Below are 17,513 nucleotides of genomic sequence, written 5' to 3'. Positions count from 1 at the left end.
TGGTGCGTATGAGTGTTCATACGCACCAGTAACAATGAATGGTGCGTATGAGTGAGCCATTTTTGCGCACCAGGTCAGGCCCTGGCCGTCTGCGCCCCGGTGGCGTGGCAGGATGAAACCATGACCTTTATTTGGGATATCCGGGCCCGCGTCCAGTTTGAGGGCGATGCCCATGTCCTGGAAGACAGTTGCGGCTTCAACGGTCCCAATGCCTGGATCATTGACGGCGCCACGAGCCTGCTGGATCCCTTGAACCTGCCCGCAGCCTCCGATCCTCAGTGGTTGGCCCAGCAATTGTCCATGATTCTGGCGCAGGTTTCCAGCGATCCCAGCGTTTCCAGCGATCCCAGCGATCCCCGCAGTGCAACAACAAGTAGACACGGCGTGCGGGCTCTGCTGGCGGACTCTCTGGCCGCGATCGACTCCGCCGGAACAGTCTTAGTCGGCCCGGAAATGGTCCGCTTCCCCAGCGCCGCCATCTCCGTCGCCCAGCTCACGAGCCGTGGCGTCGAGATTGCTAGCTTGGCAGATTGCTCCGTGGTGGTGCGCACACAGGACGGCGCCACTCACCTCGTCCGCGCCGAGCTCGCCGACGCTCGGATTCCGGAGGGCACCCCGGAACAGCGGCTGGCCAAGCTGCGGCAGGACCGCGAACTCCGCAACACCCCCGACCGGCTGTGGGTGGCGCGGCGGGAACCCGAAGCGGCAGACTACGCCCACGTGGTGCAACTAAGCCGGCCCGAGATCATGGTGATGGCCAGCGACGGAGCCTGGCGCGCCGTCGACCTCGGCTTGGTCAGCGGCCCCGAAGAATTCCTAGCCCGCACCTCCACCACCGTGGACGCACTCGGCCTCATGCACGAGCTCCGCGTCCACCAGGGCCGGATCGGCGAAGTAGCCGACGACGCCACCGTGCTCACGCTCGCCCCGCACCCATGAATCAGCGCATCACGTGGTCCCAGCTGCCACAGACGGTTCGCGACGGTGTGGAGAACATCTTGGGTGAAGCTGTCACCGAAGCCGAGTCCCAGCCGGGTGGATTCTCGCCCGGCTCGGCGGACAGGGTGCAGCTGGCCTCGGGCCGGCGGGCGTTTGTGAAGGCCGCCAGTGCGCTGCACAACGCCACCACACCGGGGCTGCACCGCCGCGAGGCCGCCGTCACCGCGGCGCTCCCGCCTGGTGTGCTGGTGCCGGATTTCCTCGGGATGTACGACGACGGCACCTGGGTTGCGCTGGTCCTCGCCGATGTTGCGGGCCGGCACCCGCAGGAACCATGGGCGGCACACGAGGTGGTGCAGGTACTGGATGCTTTGGTCAGCGTGGGGCAGCTTGATCTGCCCGCTGAGCTGGAATTGCCACGGTACCAAGAATCCCTGCAAGGCGCTTTTCTGGGATGGGAAAGACTACGGTCGCGGCCTTTGGAAACAATGGGTTCGTGGGCTGCCAGTCATCTGGATCAGCTGGTGGAAGTGGCGCAACGGGGCACCTTGGAGCTGGCCGGGGATACGCTGGTTCATGGGGATCTGCGCGCGGACAATATCCTCTTGACCGGTCAGGATCCTGGCGCCGGTTCGTGGCACAGCCGGGGGCAGGATGCTGGCCGTTTTGGTAATGGTACTGGCCGTGGCGTGGTGTTTTTGGACTGGCCGTGGGCTGCCCGAGGAGCCGCCTGGGTGGATGGGCTCAGCGTGCTGATCAACGTGAAGACGCTCAATCCTTCAGCGCAGGTGGATCAGTTCTTTGAAACCCATCCTGTCTTTGCCGGAACCAACGCTCACGCCATCACCGCCGTCATGGCCGGATGGGCCGGCTATTTCCTGGACATGTCCCGGCGCCCGGCGCCCGCGGGCATTCCCACCCTGCGGCCGTTTCAGCGTCAGCAGGCCGATGCCTTGATCGACTGGATTCAAAGCCGCGGACTGTGAAGCCGGAGACTGTGAAGCAGCTGACAGTGAACTAGTGAACTGGTTTAGAGTGCGACGGTCCTGAAGCCAAGATTTCCACTCGCGGACTCGGGGGAGTTGGAGCTGCGTGCTGCCAAGCGGTAGCGGTTGCAGTAGGAGTCGTGGCAGAGGTAGGAGCCGCCGCGCATGACACGGCCGCGGCCAATCGTAGGGCCGGGAGGATTTTCCACGGTGCCTTTAGCTAGACAGCTCTTGTAGTACTTGGGCAGAAACCAGTCCGCGCACCATTCCCAGACATTGCCGCTGGTTTGGAACAGACCGTAGGCATTGGGCTTGAAACTGTCCACGGGGGCGGTGGTGAGGTATCCGTCGTCGCACGTGTTTTCGGTGGGGAAGGTGCCCTGCCAGATATTGCAGTGGTGCACGGCAACACCCTCGGAATCCGTGCCGTGAAGTTCATTGCCCCACGGGTAACGCGAGGCAGCCAGCCCGCCGCGGGCAGCGTACTCCCACTGGGCCTCGGTGGGGAGGGTGCGGCCAGCCCAGGCGCAATAGGCCAGTGCATCCGTGTGTGAAACCTGGGTGACAGGATGATTGGCGATCTCCTCCCAGTGGGAGCGCGGACCGGCCGGGTGTGCCCAATCGGCGCCGCGGACATTGAGCCACCAAGGAGTCCCGGCAGCTGTGCCCAAGATGTCGGGCTTGTCAGCCTGGACGGCCAGATGAAAAACGGCGGAGGTGCCGTAGGTCTCGGACTCGGTGCGGTATCCGGTGGCGTCGATAAAGGCGGCGAACTCGGTGTTGCTCACGGCCGTGGTGGAAATGCTGAAGGCGGAGATGGCAACCTCGTGGACGGGGGTTTCGCCGTCGGCCGGGTAGCCCTCGTCAAAGGGATCGCCCATGGAAAAAGTGCCACCGGTGATGTGGGCGTCGCCGTGTAGGGGCTGTGCAAGCTGGGGCGGTGCATGCTCAGACAGTTCGCGCGCAGGAATTTGCGCAGACGGAACGCTCAGGGAAAAGACGTGGGGGGCGGCTGTGATGCCGGGGGAGTGGCCATCTCGGCCTTCGGGACTGCAACAGCTGGACATGGGCTCACCTTGACGCGGGAAATTGCGGACACTTCCACCATTCTATGCAGAGGTGAGCTATCGGCTTGCAGGGGTGGGTTGCTCCTGGCGCGGATTAGGATTGAGCCTTGGCTTTGGAATGAATAGGTGAATCATGAGCAGTTCAACGATCTATCCCTCCGGACCCCGACTGGGCTTGCGCGACTTTGATGTGAACGACATTGCCGACGTTCATGAGTACACCGCCGATCCGTTGGTGTCCCAGTTCTCTACGTGGGAGCCTAATGCTCTGAAGCAGACAACGGCCTTTGTTGAAGCCGCCGCGCAGGAGCACCTAGACCCGGACCGAACTGCTTTTTCCCTGGCGGCTGTTTTGGATGGCAAGGCCATTGGATCGGTAGCTATCTGGATCACCGATCCGCATGATCGCAACGGCGAGCTTGGCTACACGTTCCACCGAGACTACTGGGGCAAGGGGTACTCGAGTGAGGCCGTGTCCATGCTCCTGAGTTTCGGCTTCAACAGCCTTGGACTTGAACGCATCACAGCCACCTGCCATCCGGAAAACCAGGGGTCAGTTCGAGTCCTGGAAAAGAGTGGATTCGCCTTGGAGGGGCGGCTGCGTTCGCATCGACGGATCCGGGGGCAGCGGCGGGATTCCATGCTCTATTCCATCCTGCGAGGAGAATGGTCACTAGCGTAGGATGTGGATCCCTACGCTTTTACTCTCGTCTCAGGAGTTGGCAGCCATGCAGGAAACTCGAAACATACCCCGCTGGGCAATGATTTTTTCCTCGTGCGTGGCAGTCATAGCCATGACGTTTGCGGTCATCGGAATCGTTGATCTACTGACAAGTGCCAGTGCAGACAAGCTCGCCCTCGAGATCCTAGCCGTGGCTGCATTCGCGTTTGCTGCGTGGGCCATCGCCGTCAAGGGGAACCCCGCCCTTTCGCGACGTCGAGATGAAGCGCCCAACCGTCGTAGTCCTCTGGAGTGGTGAATGCAGCACCGCCAGCCGACAGCCGGTACCCATGAGTGATGTTGCCAAGGCTGAACTGTGCCGATATTTGCAAGAGGGCCGCGATGCCATGGTGTGGAAGCTTGCCGGCCTCTCTGACTATGATCTGCGACGTCCGCTAACATCCACTGCTACAAACCTGCTCGGTCTGGTGAAGCATCTGGCAGGGATCGAAGCCCAGTATTTTGGTGCGGTCTTCGAGAGGCCCTTCCCAGAGAATCATTCATGGATGGCAACAGATGCTTCGGCGAATGCGGACATGTGGGCCACTCCCGAAGAGTCGAGTGTGGAGATCGTGGCACTCTACAAGCGCGTGTGGGCACATGCAGACGCGACGATTTCCGAGCTCCCTATGGATGCCGCCGGTCAGGTGCCTTGGTGGCGCGAGGCGAGTAATCCGGTGAGTCTGACCCGCATCTTGGTGCATGTCACAGCCGAAACAATGCGGCATGTTGGCCACGCGGACATCGTGCGTGAGTTAATTGACGGCAGCGTGGGACATCGGGACGACAACGACAACATGGCTGAGGGGAACCCGGCCTGGTGGCGCAGCTATCGCGAGACCTTGGAGACGGTTGCCCGCAGCTTCCGGGACTAAGTTAGCGTCGAATCCCAGCTGAGTTTCGGCAGCTGGGCCTGTCGGCGGGGAGCTCTGCCTAGAGGAATAGTTTGAAGCCCACATGAGAGGCTGTGAAACCCAGCCGCTCGTAGAAGCGATGCGCATCCTCACGGGCCTTGTCACTGGTCAATTGGACCAAGGCGGCGCCACGCCGTCGTCCTTCTTTGACAGCCCACCCCATCATGGCCGATCCCAGCCCATTGCCACGCAATTTCTCATCAACTCGCACAGCTTCCACAAGCAACCGTGTGGCGCCCAGGCGGGCAAGGCCCGGAATAACTGTCAACTGCATCGTGGCAACCACCTTTTCCGCGTCATCAGCAACCACAATCAGCAACTGCGCCGGGTCGCGGTCAATCGCGCTGAACGCCGCCATATAGGGCGCGCGGTCTTGGGAAGCAGCAGAGTTCTCCGCTGCTCGAAGTGGATCGTTGTTCATGAGCTCAATGATGGGCACGACGTCGGACTCGACTGCCCTGCGTAGGCTGAAGTTTTTACCGGACAGGGTGAAGTGTTCCAGGACCATGGTTTTATCCTTTCATGGCCGGCAGCGAGACCAGGGCTGCCAGGCCTACCAGGCCTACCAGGGCGAGAGAGATGTTGCCGCATCGAGCGGCCCTCGGCCTGCAAGCCAGGCCATGAAAGAACGGCGATCAGCCAGCGACCCCAGCCGTTGCGGGACAGTAGCGAGCAACTCTGAAAGGTCCCATGCCACGTAGTCTTCTGGCCAATCCGAGGGTGTGTAGCCCAGCCCGAGATCCACGTGGTGTATTTCCACTTCACGTAGCCTGTGCGCCGGGCATGCGGACGCACCATACTGCCCACCGCCCAGCAATTGGCCGTTGGGCCATCCGGCCGCCGAGCACAGACTGAAAATCTCTTCCAGATGAATCATGCTGGCATTGAGGTCCGCGAGGATTTCTGCGGCCGGACGCGTGGCACCAGCCTCGATTTCTTGCCGACGCTGCTCCTCACCACCGGCATATTTTGGAACGTCTACACCTTCCAAGGCGCCTGACAGACGGCGTGCATGGCCGTCGGCATTGCGTGCCAAATGGGTCAAGACGTGGCCAACACTCCAGCCGGGAAGGAGGCTGGGTGAGGCGATGTCTTGCTCGCTTAGCTGCGCAACGCGGCCAGCTAATCGCAGCTGTGCTTCGCGGCACAGTTGGGATGCGTGATCGGGATCTTTCTCAAGGTTCACAGGAGCATCAGCCTTTCTTGCCTAGTTCTATCGTGGGGAAGCGCTCATTGCTTAGCGTTCCATGATCTGCGTACGGACGGCAATTTCATGATTCGAGGAGGACCGGTGGGGGAGAAGCTCCAGAGAGGGGAATGCACTTACGTTCCGTGCAGGGATTTGTGAGGGGCTCTGGGTACAGCTCTATGCAAGACTCTGTTGATGACTGAGATTTCTATGGGCACGTTGCACCATATTGAACTGTGGGTTCCTGATTTCGCTCGGGCCACTGAGGAATGGGGATGGCTGCTGGCCAACCTTGGCTACGAGGCCTTTCAAAGCTGGCCCAAGGGAAGTAGCTGGAAGCAGGGCGCCACTTACATTGTTCTCGAATAGGCCCCGGCCCTGAGCGCTCGCAGCCCTCAGCGCAAGGCACCGGGATTAAACCATCTGGCTTTCCATGCCGACTCACCCGAGCATGACGACGCGCTCTTCGCTGCCGGGATGGGCCATGGCTGGAAAACACTGTTTGCGGACAAATATCCCTATGCTGGTGGCTCCGGACACTACGCCGCGTACCTGGAAAATTCTGATGGGTTCGAAGTGGAACTGATTGCCAGCACGTGAAGCCATTGCACCCAGGGGGCCAGCCGCCCGCCCTGGTTGGCGCAGGCGCCCCAGGGTGTGTAACCATAACGCCATGGATACGCATGTACTGATCATTGGCGGGGGAATTGCCGGGTTGTCTCTGGCTTGGCGGTTGGCCGCGGCCGTCCCCGTTGTCCTGGTGGAGGCCGAGCAATCACTGGCCTATCACACCTCCTCGCGCTCGGCGCGGCAGATGCAGCCCAGCTACGGGCCTGCTCCTATCCAGGAATTGACCCACCGGAGCATTGCCCGCGTGGAGCAGATTTCTGCCAGCCTGCCCTCGCCCATTCTCATGCCCCGCCCCATGATGACCCTTGGCACGGTGGCGCAAGTTCAAGCTCTTGTGGACACTCACACGTCCTTGACCGCGCTCGATCATGCCCAGACGATGCGCCGCAGTCCTGATCTACGCCCGGCGGGTTTTGAGGCCGCAGCGCTCGATGAGACAGCCCGCGAAGTGGACGTCCCCGCCCTACTGGACTTTTACCGCCGTGAGGCTGTGGCAGCAGGTGCTGTGGTCCTGACCTGGCACCCCGTCAGTGTGGCTGAAGCCACGGGTGCTGGCTTCAGCGTGACGGCCGGCGGCCAGATGATTACGGCCCGCATCGTTGTCAATGCCGCCGGCGCTTGGGCCGATGACGTGGCGGAGATAGTGGGTGCCCGGCGACGTGGCCTGACCCCGTACCGGCGCAGCGTGGCCATCGTTGCCACAACGGCACCGGTGGATCCGGCCGGTCCCATGGTGGAGCCGGCGGATGAGTCCTTCTACTACAGGCCCGACGCCGGACACCTCCTGATCTCCCCGTGCGAGAGTGTCCGTGCCGAGCCAGGCGACGCACAAGTAGTGGAGGCAGAGATCGCCGAGCTGATCCACCGCATTGAGGCCGTGACCGCTTTGGGGATCACCGGCGTCGTACGTGCGTGGACGGGGCTGCGCACCCAGCCGGCCGACGGTCTGCCCGTGGTGGGGTTCGATGCCGAGGTGCCGAACTTTTTCTGGCTGGCAGGGCAGGGCGGCTACGGTATTCAAACATCGGCGGCACTGGCAACTCTGGCCGCACAGCTGGTCACCGGGAATCTGCCTGAGCAGGACGAACCATTGGCCGCTGCGCTGAGTCCGCAGCGTGCGGGACTGAACTAGCGGGAGGCTCTAGCTGGCGGCGCCAGCTGCAAGAACTAGCTGGCGGCGCCGGAGGCCACGACGCCCACGCCCAACACGGCCAAGACGCCGCTGCTGATGCGTTCAATGAGGGTGTTGACCTTGGGCTTGCGCAGCCACTTCATGGCCCGGTAGGCGAGTACGGCAATCGTGGCCAAGTACAGAAAACCGATCACGGCAAGAGTAAGCCCCAAGATCATGGCCACGGCCAGAGTGTTGGCGCCGTGGGGGATGAACTGGGGTACTACAGCCAGGTAGAACAGGCCCACTTTGGGGTTGAGCAGGGTGGATACGACGCCGGCGGCATAGCCCGCGCGTTTGCTGTAGACCAACGGTTGATGACCGTCGCCACCGGCGGCAATCCCGGCCTTGGCAGCTTTGCGTGCCTTCAAAAATGAGGAGATGCCCAGGTAGAGCAGGTACAAACCACCGGCAATCTTGATCCAGCGGAAGACCTCTGCGGACTGTTCCAAAATGGCGGCCAAGCCAAAGCCCACCAAGGCAGCCCAGACCAAGGCGCCCGTGCCGGAGCCGGCTGCCGCGGAAATGCCCGCGCCTACCCGGCTCAGGGAAATGCGCAGCACCATGAAGGTGTCGGGCCCGGGGATGAGGGCCAGCATGAGGCACAGGCCAGCGAAGGCCAAGAGGGAAACAAAGGTCATGAAGTCCATTGTCCGGCCAACATTCCCACCCCCGCAAGCTGAGGAGGATCTCGGTGTCCGCTATCCCAGACTCAAGCTGCCGGTGAGGCGCCCAAACCAGCCCAACGACGTCGTACGCTAAGGGCATGAGCGAACTGATCAGCAACATTGGCGAACTGATGACTCAAGACGGCGAGCTAGGCACCATGAGCGATGCGGCCATGGTCCTTGAGGGCGAGCGGATTGCTTGGATTGGCCGCAGTAGTGACGCGCCGGCCGCCGATAAGCACACGGACGCGCAGGGTCGGGCGATCCTGCCGGGATGGGTGGATTCGCATTCGCACCTGATTTTTGCCGGGGACCGCACGGCCGAATTTGAGGCGCGCATGGCCGGGGAAAGCTATAGCGCGGGCGGAATTGCCGTCACTATGGAAGCCACGCGCGCCGCCACCGACTATGATCTCACCCGCTTAGGCTTGGGCCGCGTGGCAGAGGCGGTGGCTCAGGGAACCACTTATCTCGAGACAAAAACCGGCTACGGCCTGGACGTCGAGCAGGAAGCCCGCAGTGCCAGAATCGCCTCCACCGTGGCCGATCAAGTCACCTATTTGGGCGCACATCTGGTCCCCAACGGTATGGACGCCGACGCCTACACCGAGCTGGTCTGTACCGACATGCTCGACGCCGTCCGCCCCTACGCTGACTGGGCCGACGTCTTTTGTGAGCGCGGCGCCTTCACCCCGGAACAGTCGCGCGCCGTGCTCACCGCCTGCCGCGACGCCGGGTTGGGACTGCGCGTGCACGGCAACCAGCTGGGCCACGGCGCCGGCGTTGAGCTCGCCGTGGAGTTCGGTGCGGCTAGCGTTGACCACGTCAATTTCCTGACCGAGCACGACGTTGCGCTCCTTGCGCAGTCCTGGTCCGGCTGGGATGGGGGAGCCCATGCGGCTCGCGGGGACGGGGTCCGAGGCACGGTCGCCACGGTGCTTCCCGCTTGCGATTTATCGACCCGAGCGCCCTTGGCTCCGGCCAGGACTCTGCTGGATGCTGGCGTGCAACTGGCCATTGCCTCCAACTGCAATCCCGGGACGTCGTATACCTCCTCGATGGCATTTTGCGTGGCCACTGCCGTGCTGCAAATGGGACTCAGTGTGCACGAGGCTGTTCGAGCTGCAACCTATGGGGGAGCGTTGGCGCTGGGGCGTGAATCCGGTCGCGACGCTGATGGGGAGCGGGCCGTCGGTTCGCTCGCTGTGGGACACCGGGCTGATTTGCACATGCTGCGGGCACGCTCGGCAACGCATTTGGCGTACCGTCCGGGTATGCCGCTGACTGCCGGTGTGTGGCGGGCAGGGGTTCGGAAGGCGTAGCCGCGGCGGCGGCCTTGCCGTTCTTGTCGGTGCCGGTGTCGGTGCCGGTGCCGGTGACAACCCGGGCAGCAGCGGTAGCCGAGGTTGTCGGCCTCGTACTCCAGCCTGCAGGTAGCTTCAACGTGACAGCCGCGTTGGAGATGGAAGTCGGCTCATTGGAGACCAGCGTAGTGGTGAACTCGTTATCAGCACCCTGCCCAATGATGGGTCCGGTCTGGCCACTCGAGAGCTGTGCACAAGCCCGGTGCGCAGCAGGCCCACGTCACGGATCAGTAGGCCCACGTAGCTGTCGCCGCAGGCGGAAGCCGTGAAGTTCTGCACCCAGCGGGTGCTTTCATGCTTGGCCGGGAACGGGGTGGACTGCGTTTGCACAGCACCTGCGGCACCGTCATAACCGCCAACCCACGCGTACTCATTCGCCTTGGTCGACTGGTAGTCGAAGGAGATCGCGTAGTCGTGACCCGGCTCAACTGCCATGGTCGCCGGAGTGGCCATTTCTGCGAACGAAATCTCAGCCAAATGATTGTTTATGATGTTTTCATCGTGGTTACAATCAGATTGTGTTAGGATTGGGCTAGAAAAATAACTTCTCCGGATGCCTTATTGCGCCCAGGGAAGCTCTTAGTCAAGGAGAATGCGCAGTATGAGCGAGAACACCCAGCTTGGTCCCTTCATGGATGCCGAACTCACCAGCCAGCCCGAGGTCTGGGCTCAGGCGATTGCCCAGGCTAAGAGTGAGAACCTGCTGCCCACCGATGGTCAGCGTGTTGCTGTCATTGGCTGTGGCACCTCGTGGTTCATGGCGCAGAGCTACGCCACTGCCCGCGAAGCTGCCGGCAAGGGAGTCACCGACGCCTTCGCAGCCTCGGAAGCTTTCCTCGGTGCCGAGCGCGGCTACGACGCCATCGTTGCCATCACCCGCTCAGGGACCACCACCGAAGTGCTAGAAATCTTGACAGCTATTAAGGGCACCGTGCACACCGTTGCATTGGTGGGCGATGTGAACTCGCCGATCATGACCTTGGCTGATGCCGTCGTCGAACTTCCCTACGCCGATGAGCAGTCAGTGGTCCAGACCCGCTTCGCCACCACCGCGCTGACGTACCTGCTGACCAGCGTTGGCATGGATTTGAGTGCGGCTGTTGAGGACGCCAAGACTGCCGTAGTTGCCCCCGTTGAGCAGGAGCTCATTGACGCCGAGCAGTTCACGTTCCTGGGCACCGGCTGGACAGTGGGCCTGGCGCACGAGGCCGGCCTGAAGATGCGTGAAGCCGTGCAGGGGTGGACCGAGTCTTACCCGGCTAAGGAATACCGCCACGGCCCGATCTCCATCGCCGCCCCGAACCGCGTCACCTGGATGTTCGGCGAGCAGCCCGAAGGCCTGGATCGCGATGTTGCCAAGACCGGTGCGCTGTACGTGAACACCACCACTCATCCGCTGGCAGAACTGGCCCGCATCCACCGCGTCACGCTGGAGCGCGCCCGCGCCCGCGGCATGAACCCGGACCTGCCGCGCAACCTCACCCGCTCGGTCATTCTGGAAGACTAGTCCGCACAACAGCCCGCTAAGGGCCTCGCTGCTGGCTAAAATGTTAGGCACCCCACTTTCTTGCCGGCTTTCTTGAGAAGTTACTTGAAAACGTGAGGTGCCTGCCGTTTGCTTCCGACCAGGCCCGCACAGCACAGATGCCCGCGGGTGCTGCACGCCGAAAGAGACTTTCATGAACACCTTGACCAACCGCGTTGGCGATACCGGCGCCCAGCCCACCCCCGAGCTGGTGGATGCCGTCCTGGCCTTCGACATTGGCGGCACGGACATGAAATCCGGGATCATTCTCGGCGACATCACCAGCGGTGGCGTGGAGGTCTTGGATGTCCAACGCAACCCCACCCCGCTGGACGGTGCCCGCTCCGGTGAGAGCGTCTGCGCCCGGATCGTGGAGCTGACGGCAGCGTACCGCGCGGCTCATCCCGAGCTGAATATTTCCGCCGTGGGCGTGACGGTGCCGGGCATTGTGGATGAGGCCGCCGGCGTGGGCGTCTTCTCCGCCAACCTGGGGTGGAAGGATTTCCCGTTCACGGCGACGTTGACGCAAGCGCTCGGTCTGCCTGTGGGATTCGGGCACGACGTCGGCATGGCCGGGGAAGCCGAATTCCGTATCGGCGCCGCTGTGGGCAAGAAGGATGTGCTCATCTTGGTCATTGGCACCGGCATTGCCGGAGCTGTTTTGTGCGACGGCGCCCGCGTAGTTGGCGGCGGATATGCAGGCGAGATTGGCCATGCTCTGGTTCCGGCGCCCGATGGCTCCTTGGTCATCATGGAATCGCTAGGCTCCGCCGGTGCCGTAGCCAGACGCTACACCGAGGCCACCGGCATAACGGTGGCGGGCGCCCGGAATGTGGTGGCTCTCGCCGCCGAAGGTGATGCCGCAGCCAGCGCAGTGTGGCGCGATGCCATCAACGCCCTGGCGTTCAGCATCGCCCAATGCGTCTCCATCCTGGGCACCGAAACCGTGGTTCTGGGAGGTGGACTCTCCATGGCCGGAGCGGCCCTGTTCGAGCCGCTGGCCGCCCGCGTGGATGAACTGCTCACCTTCCACCGCCGCCCCGAATACCTGCATGCGGCGCTGGGCGAAAACGCTGGACTCATCGGGTCGGCGCTCAAGGCACGGAGTCTGGTGGCGCAGGCATGAACGCGAACAACTCAGCCAACAACGTAGTCCTGACCGTCACGCCGAACCCGGCCGTCGACGTCACCTACACAGTTGCCGGTGTGCATCTTGGCTCCTCGCACCGGGTTTCCACACCGTTGAGCCGCGCTGGTGGCAAGGGCCTGAATGTCTCACGTGTGGCGCACCAGCTGGGTCACCCCACCCTCGCTATTGCCACCGCCGGGGGGCCTACGGGGGAGCAGTTGCGCGCGGATTTGGAAGCTGCCGGGATCTGGCACCGGCTGGTTCCCGTGTTGGCCCCCACCCGCCGCACCATCGCCTTGGTCGATACCGCTGCGAACAACACCACCAGCATTTTCAATGAGCTCGGCCCGGCCTTGGCCGCCGCTGAATGGGAAGCGCTGGCGGCCGCCGTGGTGGATAACCTTGCCGGTGTCCAGACGCGCGACGGCGTGCGCCGGCCAGGCGTCCTAGTGGGCTCAGGTTCCCTCCCGGACCAGGCGCCGGCTGATTTCTACCCTGCGTTGGTGGCTCTGGCCCACGCGGCAGGCGTGCCCGCCATCATTGACACATCCGGTGACGGTATTCTGGCCGCCGCCAAGGCTGGCGCGGACCTCCTCAAGCCCAATAATCACGAGCTGATGGAAGCTGTGGGGGAGAGCGATCTCGTTACCGCTGCCCGAACCCTCATACGCCTCGGCGCCAAACGCGTGCTGGTGAGCGTGGGCGAAGACGGCATGCTGGCCTTCAGCGCCGACGCCCCCGGCCGCTACCTCCAAGCAAGGCTCCCCGCACCGTTGAGCGGAAACCCCACCGGCGCGGGAGACGCGGCGGTGAGTGCGGCCGCCGTCGCTCTTGCCAACGGAGAAGAAGACCTGCGGGAAATCCTGCGCCACGCCACAGCCTGGAGTGCTGCGGCAGTCCTCATGCCTGGCGCCGGTGAAATTTCGCCCACGTACGCCGAGTTGGCCAGCCAGCTCATTTTCACTGACCACTAAGGAACACATTTCATGGCTTTGACCAACACGCGCGACATCATGGATCTAGCGGCGAAGGCCGGCACGGGGCAGGGCGCGTTCAACGTGATCCACCTGGAGACCATCGAAGGTCTCATTGGCGGGGCGGAAGCCGCCGGTCGGCCTCTCATCTTGCAGATCTCCGAGAACTGCGCCAAATTCCACGGCGGCTTGGAGCCGGTTGCTTTGGCCACCTTGGCTGCTGCCCGCAAGGCCTCCGTGCCGGTGGCCGTGCATCTGGACCATGCCGAGGACGAGACGCTGGCATACCAAGCCGTTGACCTGGGCTTTGGCTCCATCATGTTCGACGGCGCGCACTTTGAGTATGCGCAAAATGTTGAGGTCACGGCCCGCGTTGCCGCTTATGCTCACGAGCGTGGTGTGTACGTTGAAGCTGAGCTGGGCAAGGTGGGAGGCAAGGACGGTGCGCATGCTCCGGGTGTGCTGACCGATCCGGTCGAGGCCGTTGCGTTTGTGGCTGCCACCGGTGTTGATGCCCTGGCCGTGGCGGTGGGTTCCTCGCACGCGATGACTGAGCGGTCCGCCGCACTTAACTTGGACCGCATTGCCGAGTTGAAGACTGCCCTGGAGGTGCCGTTGGTGCTGCACGGTTCATCCGGCGTGTCCGATGAAAACATCGTTGCAGCCATTTCCGCCGGCATGACGAAAATAAACGTCTCCACACACTTGAACGGGTTCTTCACGCGCGCTGTGCGCAGCTACCTAGATGAGAATCCGGCTGTGGTGGACTCCCGCAAGTACCTGGGTGCAGGCCGGGCAGCCCTGATTCCAGAAGTTGCACGTCTGCTGGAGCTTTTTGCCGGCGCGACCCACACCCACAACTGAACGCGGTGGCCGGTTCGCCGCCTAGGATTGAACAATGAACAGAAATGAACGGCTTACCGCCATCTTGGACATCCTGGCGGCGGACGGCCAAGTGGAAGTGGACGAGATCGTTGAGAAGCTGGGTGTCTCCCCGGCAACGGCTCGCCGCGACTTGGATTCACTGGCTAACGAGCGCCTGCTGACACGTACACGCGGTGGAGCCAGGAGCGGTTCTGTTTCTTACGATCTTCCCGGGCGGTACAACCGTGATGACCATGCCGAGGAAAAGCAGCAGATCGCCCACGCCGCGAGTGCGTTGATCCCCCAAGGCGCCGTGATTGGTTTGTGCGGTGGTACGACCAGTACCGCGTTGGCTCAGGTGTTATCCACCCGTGAGGACTTGATGGTCCAATCGAACCGGCCCACCTTGACAGTGGTTACCAACGCCATCAACATTGCCGCTCAGCTAGCCATCCGCCCCAACTTCAAGATTATGGTCACCGGTGGCATCGTGAACCCACGCTCCTACGAGCTGGTGGGACCGTATGCGGACACTATTTTGCAACGGGTGGCACTGGACTTCGCCTTCATTGGTGTCAATGGGATTGAACCCGGCGCAGGCCCCACCACCAATGATGAGGGAGAGGCCTCGGTGAATTCCAAGATGGCACGCCGCGCCTCGGAAGCCTATATTTTGGCCGACGCCTCCAAGATTGGCAAGCGCGCCTTCGCCACCATGCAAGAGCACGAATTCCGCAACCTCATCACGGATTCACGCATCACCGACGCTCAGATGGAGGCGTTTCGCGAGGCCGGTACCCACGTTATTGTGGCGCCTAAACTGGAGCACTGACCCCGAGCACTGACCTGGAGCACTGACCCCGAGCACTGACCCGGAGCACTGAACGGTGCTCTGCCTAGCGGGGGAGTGGCCAGTGGTATTCCAGTTCTGGCCGGCCGGGCGAACCATGCCGTGGGGCCTTTAGCGCTGAGCCGGTTTCCACCAAATAGTCCAGATAACGCCGCGCTGTCACACGGGACATGGCCAGTTCGGCAGCGGCCTCGGTGGCAGACGCCGGTTGCCCGTGAGCGCGTAGCCAATCGGCGACGGTGCGGAGGGTCTCCGGCAGCATGCCTTTAGGCAGCACCAATTTTCCGGTGGGCCGCAGTTGTGACAACGCCCGGTCAATGGCGTCCTGGGAGGTTTGCGCTCGGTCCGTCAACAGTGCGTGGTAGTTGAGGTAGTTCTCCATCTTTTCCCGGAACGCAGCAAAGGTGAACGGCTTAATAAGATAGGCCGTAATGCCCAATGCAATGGCCGAACGCACCACCTGGACATCGCGCACCGCCGTGATCGCCACGACGTCCGGGACCAGCCCCAGCCCGTGAACGCGTCGGAGCAGATCCAGGCCGTGCCCGTCAGTGAGGTTCATGTCCAGCAGAATCAGCTGCACGGCAGGAGTGGCGGGATCGTTCAGTGCCGCCAACGCCGCCTGCATCCCGTGCGCTTCGGCCACCACCTCAAAACCGTTCAACCGGCGCACATAGTCCGCGTGCGCGGCCAAGGCGATGGGTTCATCGTCCACCACGAGCACCCGGATGGGAGAAGAATTGCTCATGATGCGCCTCCTGTTGATGGCGGTGGTGTTGATGGCGGTGGTGTTGATGGTACGTGGGCGGCTAGTGCGTCAACGGGGATCACCGCGGTCATGACGGCGCCGCCGTCGTTCTCGCCAGTGATGGTGCCACCGAGGGCGGCGGTTGCGCGGCGGATCAAAGCCATGCCGTAACCGCGTCCGCCGGGTGCCACGGAGGCTTTGTCCGTGGTGCCTATTCTGCCAAGGACATCCAGATCGGTGGTGGGCAGGCCGGGGCCGTTATCCGCGACGGTGAGGGTCAGGTCGCCGTCGGCCACTAAAAGATCCACCCACACGGTGGGTTGTTCCGCGCAGCTGGCCGAGGCTTCTATGGCGTTGTCCACGAGGTTGCCCAGCAGGGTTATGAGTTCGCGCGGATCTAAGGTGTCGGGCGGCAAGGTTCCGGCCGCTGTCAGCTCCAGGCTCACGCCGCGCTCATCGGCTTGGGCACGTTTGCCTAGCAGGAGTGCGGCGAGGAACGGTTCATCGAGGACTTCGACAAATTCGCCTCCCAACCGAATGCTCTCAGTATGTTCGGCTGTGGCGAAGTTCAAAGCATCACGGGGTCGGTCCAGTTCAATGAGGGAAATGATGGCGTGCAGTCGATTTGCATGCTCGTGGGTCTGGGAACGCAGCGCTTCCACCAGGGTTTGGGTGCTGCTGAGACTGCTGGCCAAAGCCGTCAGCTCGGTGTGGTCTCGTAGGGTGGCTACCGTGCCGGCCGGAGTGTTGCTTCCGGGGGTTTGGGCAGGGCGTTGACTGACCACCAGGAGGTGGTCGCCGGCTAGATGGACCTCATCGGTGGCCGTACGGCCACTCTCCAACAATTCCCGGAGCGAATCCGGTAGCCCCAAGGAATCCAAACTGGGCTGCGCTGCCGGCGTCTGCCCTCTCTGTCCTGCTTGCTCGGTAGAGGGGGCTTTGATCCCCAAGAGAAGTGCGGCGTGGTCGTTGTGGAGCACCATGGTGCCGCGGGTATCCACCAGCACCAAGCCCTCGCGCACCGAGTGCAGCACCGATTCGTAGTACGTGAACAGCTGTCCCATTTCTTCAGGTCCCCAACCAAAGGTGACGCGTTTGAGGTACCTACCCAAGGCCCAAGCCGCCAGGGAGCCAGCCAGCAAGAGCGCCGCCGCCAGCCCCGCGACCGCAGGGAGCCTGCTCGCCACCAGCACCTGGACGTTGCCCACCGTGGTGCCGGCGGCGACCATACCCAGCAACGTCCCTTCCGCATCATGGATGGGAACAATCACGCGGACCGATGGCCCCAAAGTACCGGTTGTGGTTTCAAAATAGTTGTTCCCGGCCTGTGCTTGGGCGAGGGACCCCACGTACTGCTTGCCGATTTCTTGTGGGTCAGGGTGCGTCCAGCGCACGCCCTGCGGCGACATCATGGTGATGAAATCGACGTGAGCATCAGCCATGACGGATTTTGCAAACGGCTCCAGGATAGCGCTCGGATTGGGTTCCTTAGCCGCAGCTACTACGGCAGGTGAGTCGGCGAGCGCGGTGGCGACGGCAAGCATCCGCTGGCGGGTCTGGTCATAAGTGCGGGAGCCGGCGTCGTACACCATGAAGGTGGCCAGCCCGGCGGTCAAGAGCACCACATAAATCAGGTTGGCAACGAACAACCTGCGGGCAATACTCCAGCGGCGCCACAGCATGAACAACCTTTCGTGCGACCAATATGAACACAACGGTGAGCTAAATCACGTTGCGGGGCAATCTTATGTGAGGCGGATCGCAAGCCTCACCA

At 62.7% G+C, this 17,513-nt stretch carries 19 protein-coding genes and 1 pseudogene; 13 read left to right on the top strand and 7 right to left on the bottom strand.

All coding sequences use genetic code 11. The features are described 5' to 3' along the window. The first annotated feature begins 120 nt into the window (after window positions 1-120). Both AB0P14_RS01045 and AB0P14_RS01040 read left to right on the top strand, forming a co-directional pair. The gene (locus tag AB0P14_RS01045) at window positions 121-939 is read left to right on the top strand and encodes a hypothetical protein (RefSeq protein ID WP_363836658.1); all 819 of its coding nucleotides are present in this window, start codon (window positions 121-123) and stop codon (window positions 937-939) included. After that, window positions 936-1,925, top strand: a complete 990-nt coding sequence (locus tag AB0P14_RS01040) for a hypothetical protein (protein WP_363836656.1) — start codon at window positions 936-938, stop codon at window positions 1,923-1,925. Before AB0P14_RS01045 ends, AB0P14_RS01040 begins: the two co-directional genes overlap by 4 nt. Window positions 1,926-1,969: 44 nt before the next feature. Here the strand turns inward: AB0P14_RS01040 and AB0P14_RS01035 are convergent, their stop codons facing one another. Further along, entirely contained in the window at window positions 1,970-2,992 is a 1,023-nt protein-coding gene (locus AB0P14_RS01035) for a formylglycine-generating enzyme family protein (RefSeq protein WP_363836654.1), read from the bottom strand. 133 nt (window positions 2,993-3,125) lie between these two features. Here AB0P14_RS01035 and AB0P14_RS01030 point away from each other — a divergent pair, with 133 nt between their 5' ends. The 3 genes from AB0P14_RS01030 to AB0P14_RS01020 are packed head-to-tail and all read left to right on the top strand — an operon-like array spanning window position 3,126 to window position 4,588. Continuing rightward, window positions 3,126-3,674 carry a GNAT family protein gene (locus AB0P14_RS01030; protein ID WP_363836653.1) on the top strand — a complete coding sequence of 183 codons (549 nt, stop codon included), beginning with the start codon at window positions 3,126-3,128 and terminating at the stop codon, window positions 3,672-3,674. Window positions 3,675-3,720: 46 nt separating this feature from the next. Beyond that, the gene (locus tag AB0P14_RS01025; RefSeq protein ID WP_363836652.1) at window positions 3,721-3,972 is read left to right on the top strand and encodes a hypothetical protein; all 252 of its coding nucleotides are present in this window, start codon (window positions 3,721-3,723) and stop codon (window positions 3,970-3,972) included. A 31-nt stretch (window positions 3,973-4,003) separates the two neighbouring features. After that, a complete protein-coding gene (locus tag AB0P14_RS01020; RefSeq protein ID WP_363836651.1) occupies window positions 4,004-4,588 on the top strand; it encodes a DinB family protein in 585 nt (194 codons plus the stop codon). 58 nt (window positions 4,589-4,646) lie between these two features. Here AB0P14_RS01020 and AB0P14_RS01015 read toward each other — a convergent pair whose 3' ends face one another. Both AB0P14_RS01015 and AB0P14_RS01010 read right to left on the bottom strand, forming a co-directional pair. Then, a complete protein-coding gene (locus AB0P14_RS01015; RefSeq protein WP_363836650.1) occupies window positions 4,647-5,135 on the bottom strand; it encodes a GNAT family N-acetyltransferase in 489 nt (162 codons plus the stop codon). Between the two features lie 54 nt (window positions 5,136-5,189). After that, window positions 5,190-5,813 carry a maleylpyruvate isomerase family mycothiol-dependent enzyme gene (locus tag AB0P14_RS01010; RefSeq protein ID WP_363836649.1) on the bottom strand — a complete coding sequence of 208 codons (624 nt, stop codon included), beginning with the start codon at window positions 5,811-5,813 and terminating at the stop codon, window positions 5,190-5,192. A gap of 198 nt (window positions 5,814-6,011) precedes the next feature. Between AB0P14_RS01010 and AB0P14_RS01005 the strand changes: the two genes are divergently transcribed. Further along, the gene (locus AB0P14_RS01005; RefSeq protein WP_363836648.1) at window positions 6,012-6,185 is read left to right on the top strand and encodes a hypothetical protein; all 174 of its coding nucleotides are present in this window, start codon (window positions 6,012-6,014) and stop codon (window positions 6,183-6,185) included. 304 nt (window positions 6,186-6,489) lie between these two features. Further along, window positions 6,490-7,578 carry an FAD-dependent oxidoreductase gene (locus AB0P14_RS01000; protein ID WP_363836647.1) on the top strand — a complete coding sequence of 363 codons (1,089 nt, stop codon included), beginning with the start codon at window positions 6,490-6,492 and terminating at the stop codon, window positions 7,576-7,578. A 35-nt stretch (window positions 7,579-7,613) separates the two neighbouring features. Here AB0P14_RS01000 and AB0P14_RS00995 read toward each other — a convergent pair whose 3' ends face one another. Then, entirely contained in the window at window positions 7,614-8,258 is a 645-nt protein-coding gene (locus tag AB0P14_RS00995) for a LysE family translocator (protein WP_363836646.1), read from the bottom strand. A 125-nt stretch (window positions 8,259-8,383) separates the two neighbouring features. Between AB0P14_RS00995 and AB0P14_RS00990 the strand changes: the two genes are divergently transcribed. Further along, on the top strand, window positions 8,384-9,607 hold the full coding sequence (locus AB0P14_RS00990) for an amidohydrolase family protein (protein WP_363836645.1): 1,224 nt from the start codon (window positions 8,384-8,386) through the stop codon (window positions 9,605-9,607). Window positions 9,608-9,889: 282 nt separating this feature from the next. Here the strand turns inward: AB0P14_RS00990 and AB0P14_RS00985 are convergent. Then, a pseudogene (locus AB0P14_RS00985) lies at window positions 9,890-10,102 on the bottom strand (hypothetical protein); the annotation flags it as partial. Window positions 10,103-10,250: 148 nt separating this feature from the next. On the opposite strand from AB0P14_RS00985, the gene AB0P14_RS00980 reads away from it, so the two are divergent. The 5 genes from AB0P14_RS00980 to AB0P14_RS00960 all read left to right on the top strand — a co-directional run bounded on the left by AB0P14_RS00980 (window position 10,251) and on the right by AB0P14_RS00960 (window position 14,973). Continuing rightward, the gene (locus AB0P14_RS00980) at window positions 10,251-11,156 is read left to right on the top strand and encodes an SIS domain-containing protein (RefSeq protein WP_363836644.1); all 906 of its coding nucleotides are present in this window, start codon (window positions 10,251-10,253) and stop codon (window positions 11,154-11,156) included. A gap of 172 nt (window positions 11,157-11,328) precedes the next feature. Further along, window positions 11,329-12,300 (top strand): ROK family protein, encoded by a 972-nt coding sequence (locus tag AB0P14_RS00975; protein ID WP_363836643.1) that lies wholly within the window; start codon window positions 11,329-11,331, stop codon window positions 12,298-12,300. Then, window positions 12,297-13,277 (top strand): hexose kinase, encoded by a 981-nt coding sequence (locus tag AB0P14_RS00970; RefSeq protein WP_363836642.1) that lies wholly within the window; start codon window positions 12,297-12,299, stop codon window positions 13,275-13,277. Before AB0P14_RS00975 ends, AB0P14_RS00970 begins: the two co-directional genes overlap by 4 nt. Window positions 13,278-13,289: 12 nt before the next feature. Further along, complete coding sequence (locus AB0P14_RS00965) at window positions 13,290-14,141, top strand: class II fructose-bisphosphate aldolase (RefSeq protein ID WP_363836641.1); 852 nt, start codon at window positions 13,290-13,292, stop codon at window positions 14,139-14,141. A 34-nt stretch (window positions 14,142-14,175) separates the two neighbouring features. Further along, a complete protein-coding gene (locus AB0P14_RS00960) occupies window positions 14,176-14,973 on the top strand; it encodes a DeoR/GlpR family DNA-binding transcription regulator (RefSeq protein ID WP_363836640.1) in 798 nt (265 codons plus the stop codon). A gap of 64 nt (window positions 14,974-15,037) precedes the next feature. Here the strand turns inward: AB0P14_RS00960 and AB0P14_RS00955 are convergent, their stop codons facing one another. Beyond that, the gene (locus AB0P14_RS00955; RefSeq protein ID WP_363836639.1) at window positions 15,038-15,739 is read right to left on the bottom strand and encodes a response regulator; all 702 of its coding nucleotides are present in this window, start codon (window positions 15,737-15,739) and stop codon (window positions 15,038-15,040) included. Beyond that, window positions 15,736-17,421, bottom strand: a complete 1,686-nt coding sequence (locus tag AB0P14_RS00950) for an ATP-binding protein (RefSeq protein WP_363836638.1) — start codon at window positions 17,419-17,421, stop codon at window positions 15,736-15,738. The genes AB0P14_RS00955 and AB0P14_RS00950 overlap by 4 nt, the downstream gene beginning before the upstream one ends. Between the last annotated feature and the right edge of the window lie 92 nt (window positions 17,422-17,513).

It is taken from the genome of Specibacter sp. NPDC078709, from assembly GCF_040686795.1.
Classification (GTDB): Bacteria; Actinomycetota; Actinomycetes; order Actinomycetales; family Micrococcaceae; genus Specibacter.
Note: the sequence above shows the minus strand (reverse complement) of the source record. Positions and strands in the feature narration are given on the sequence as shown.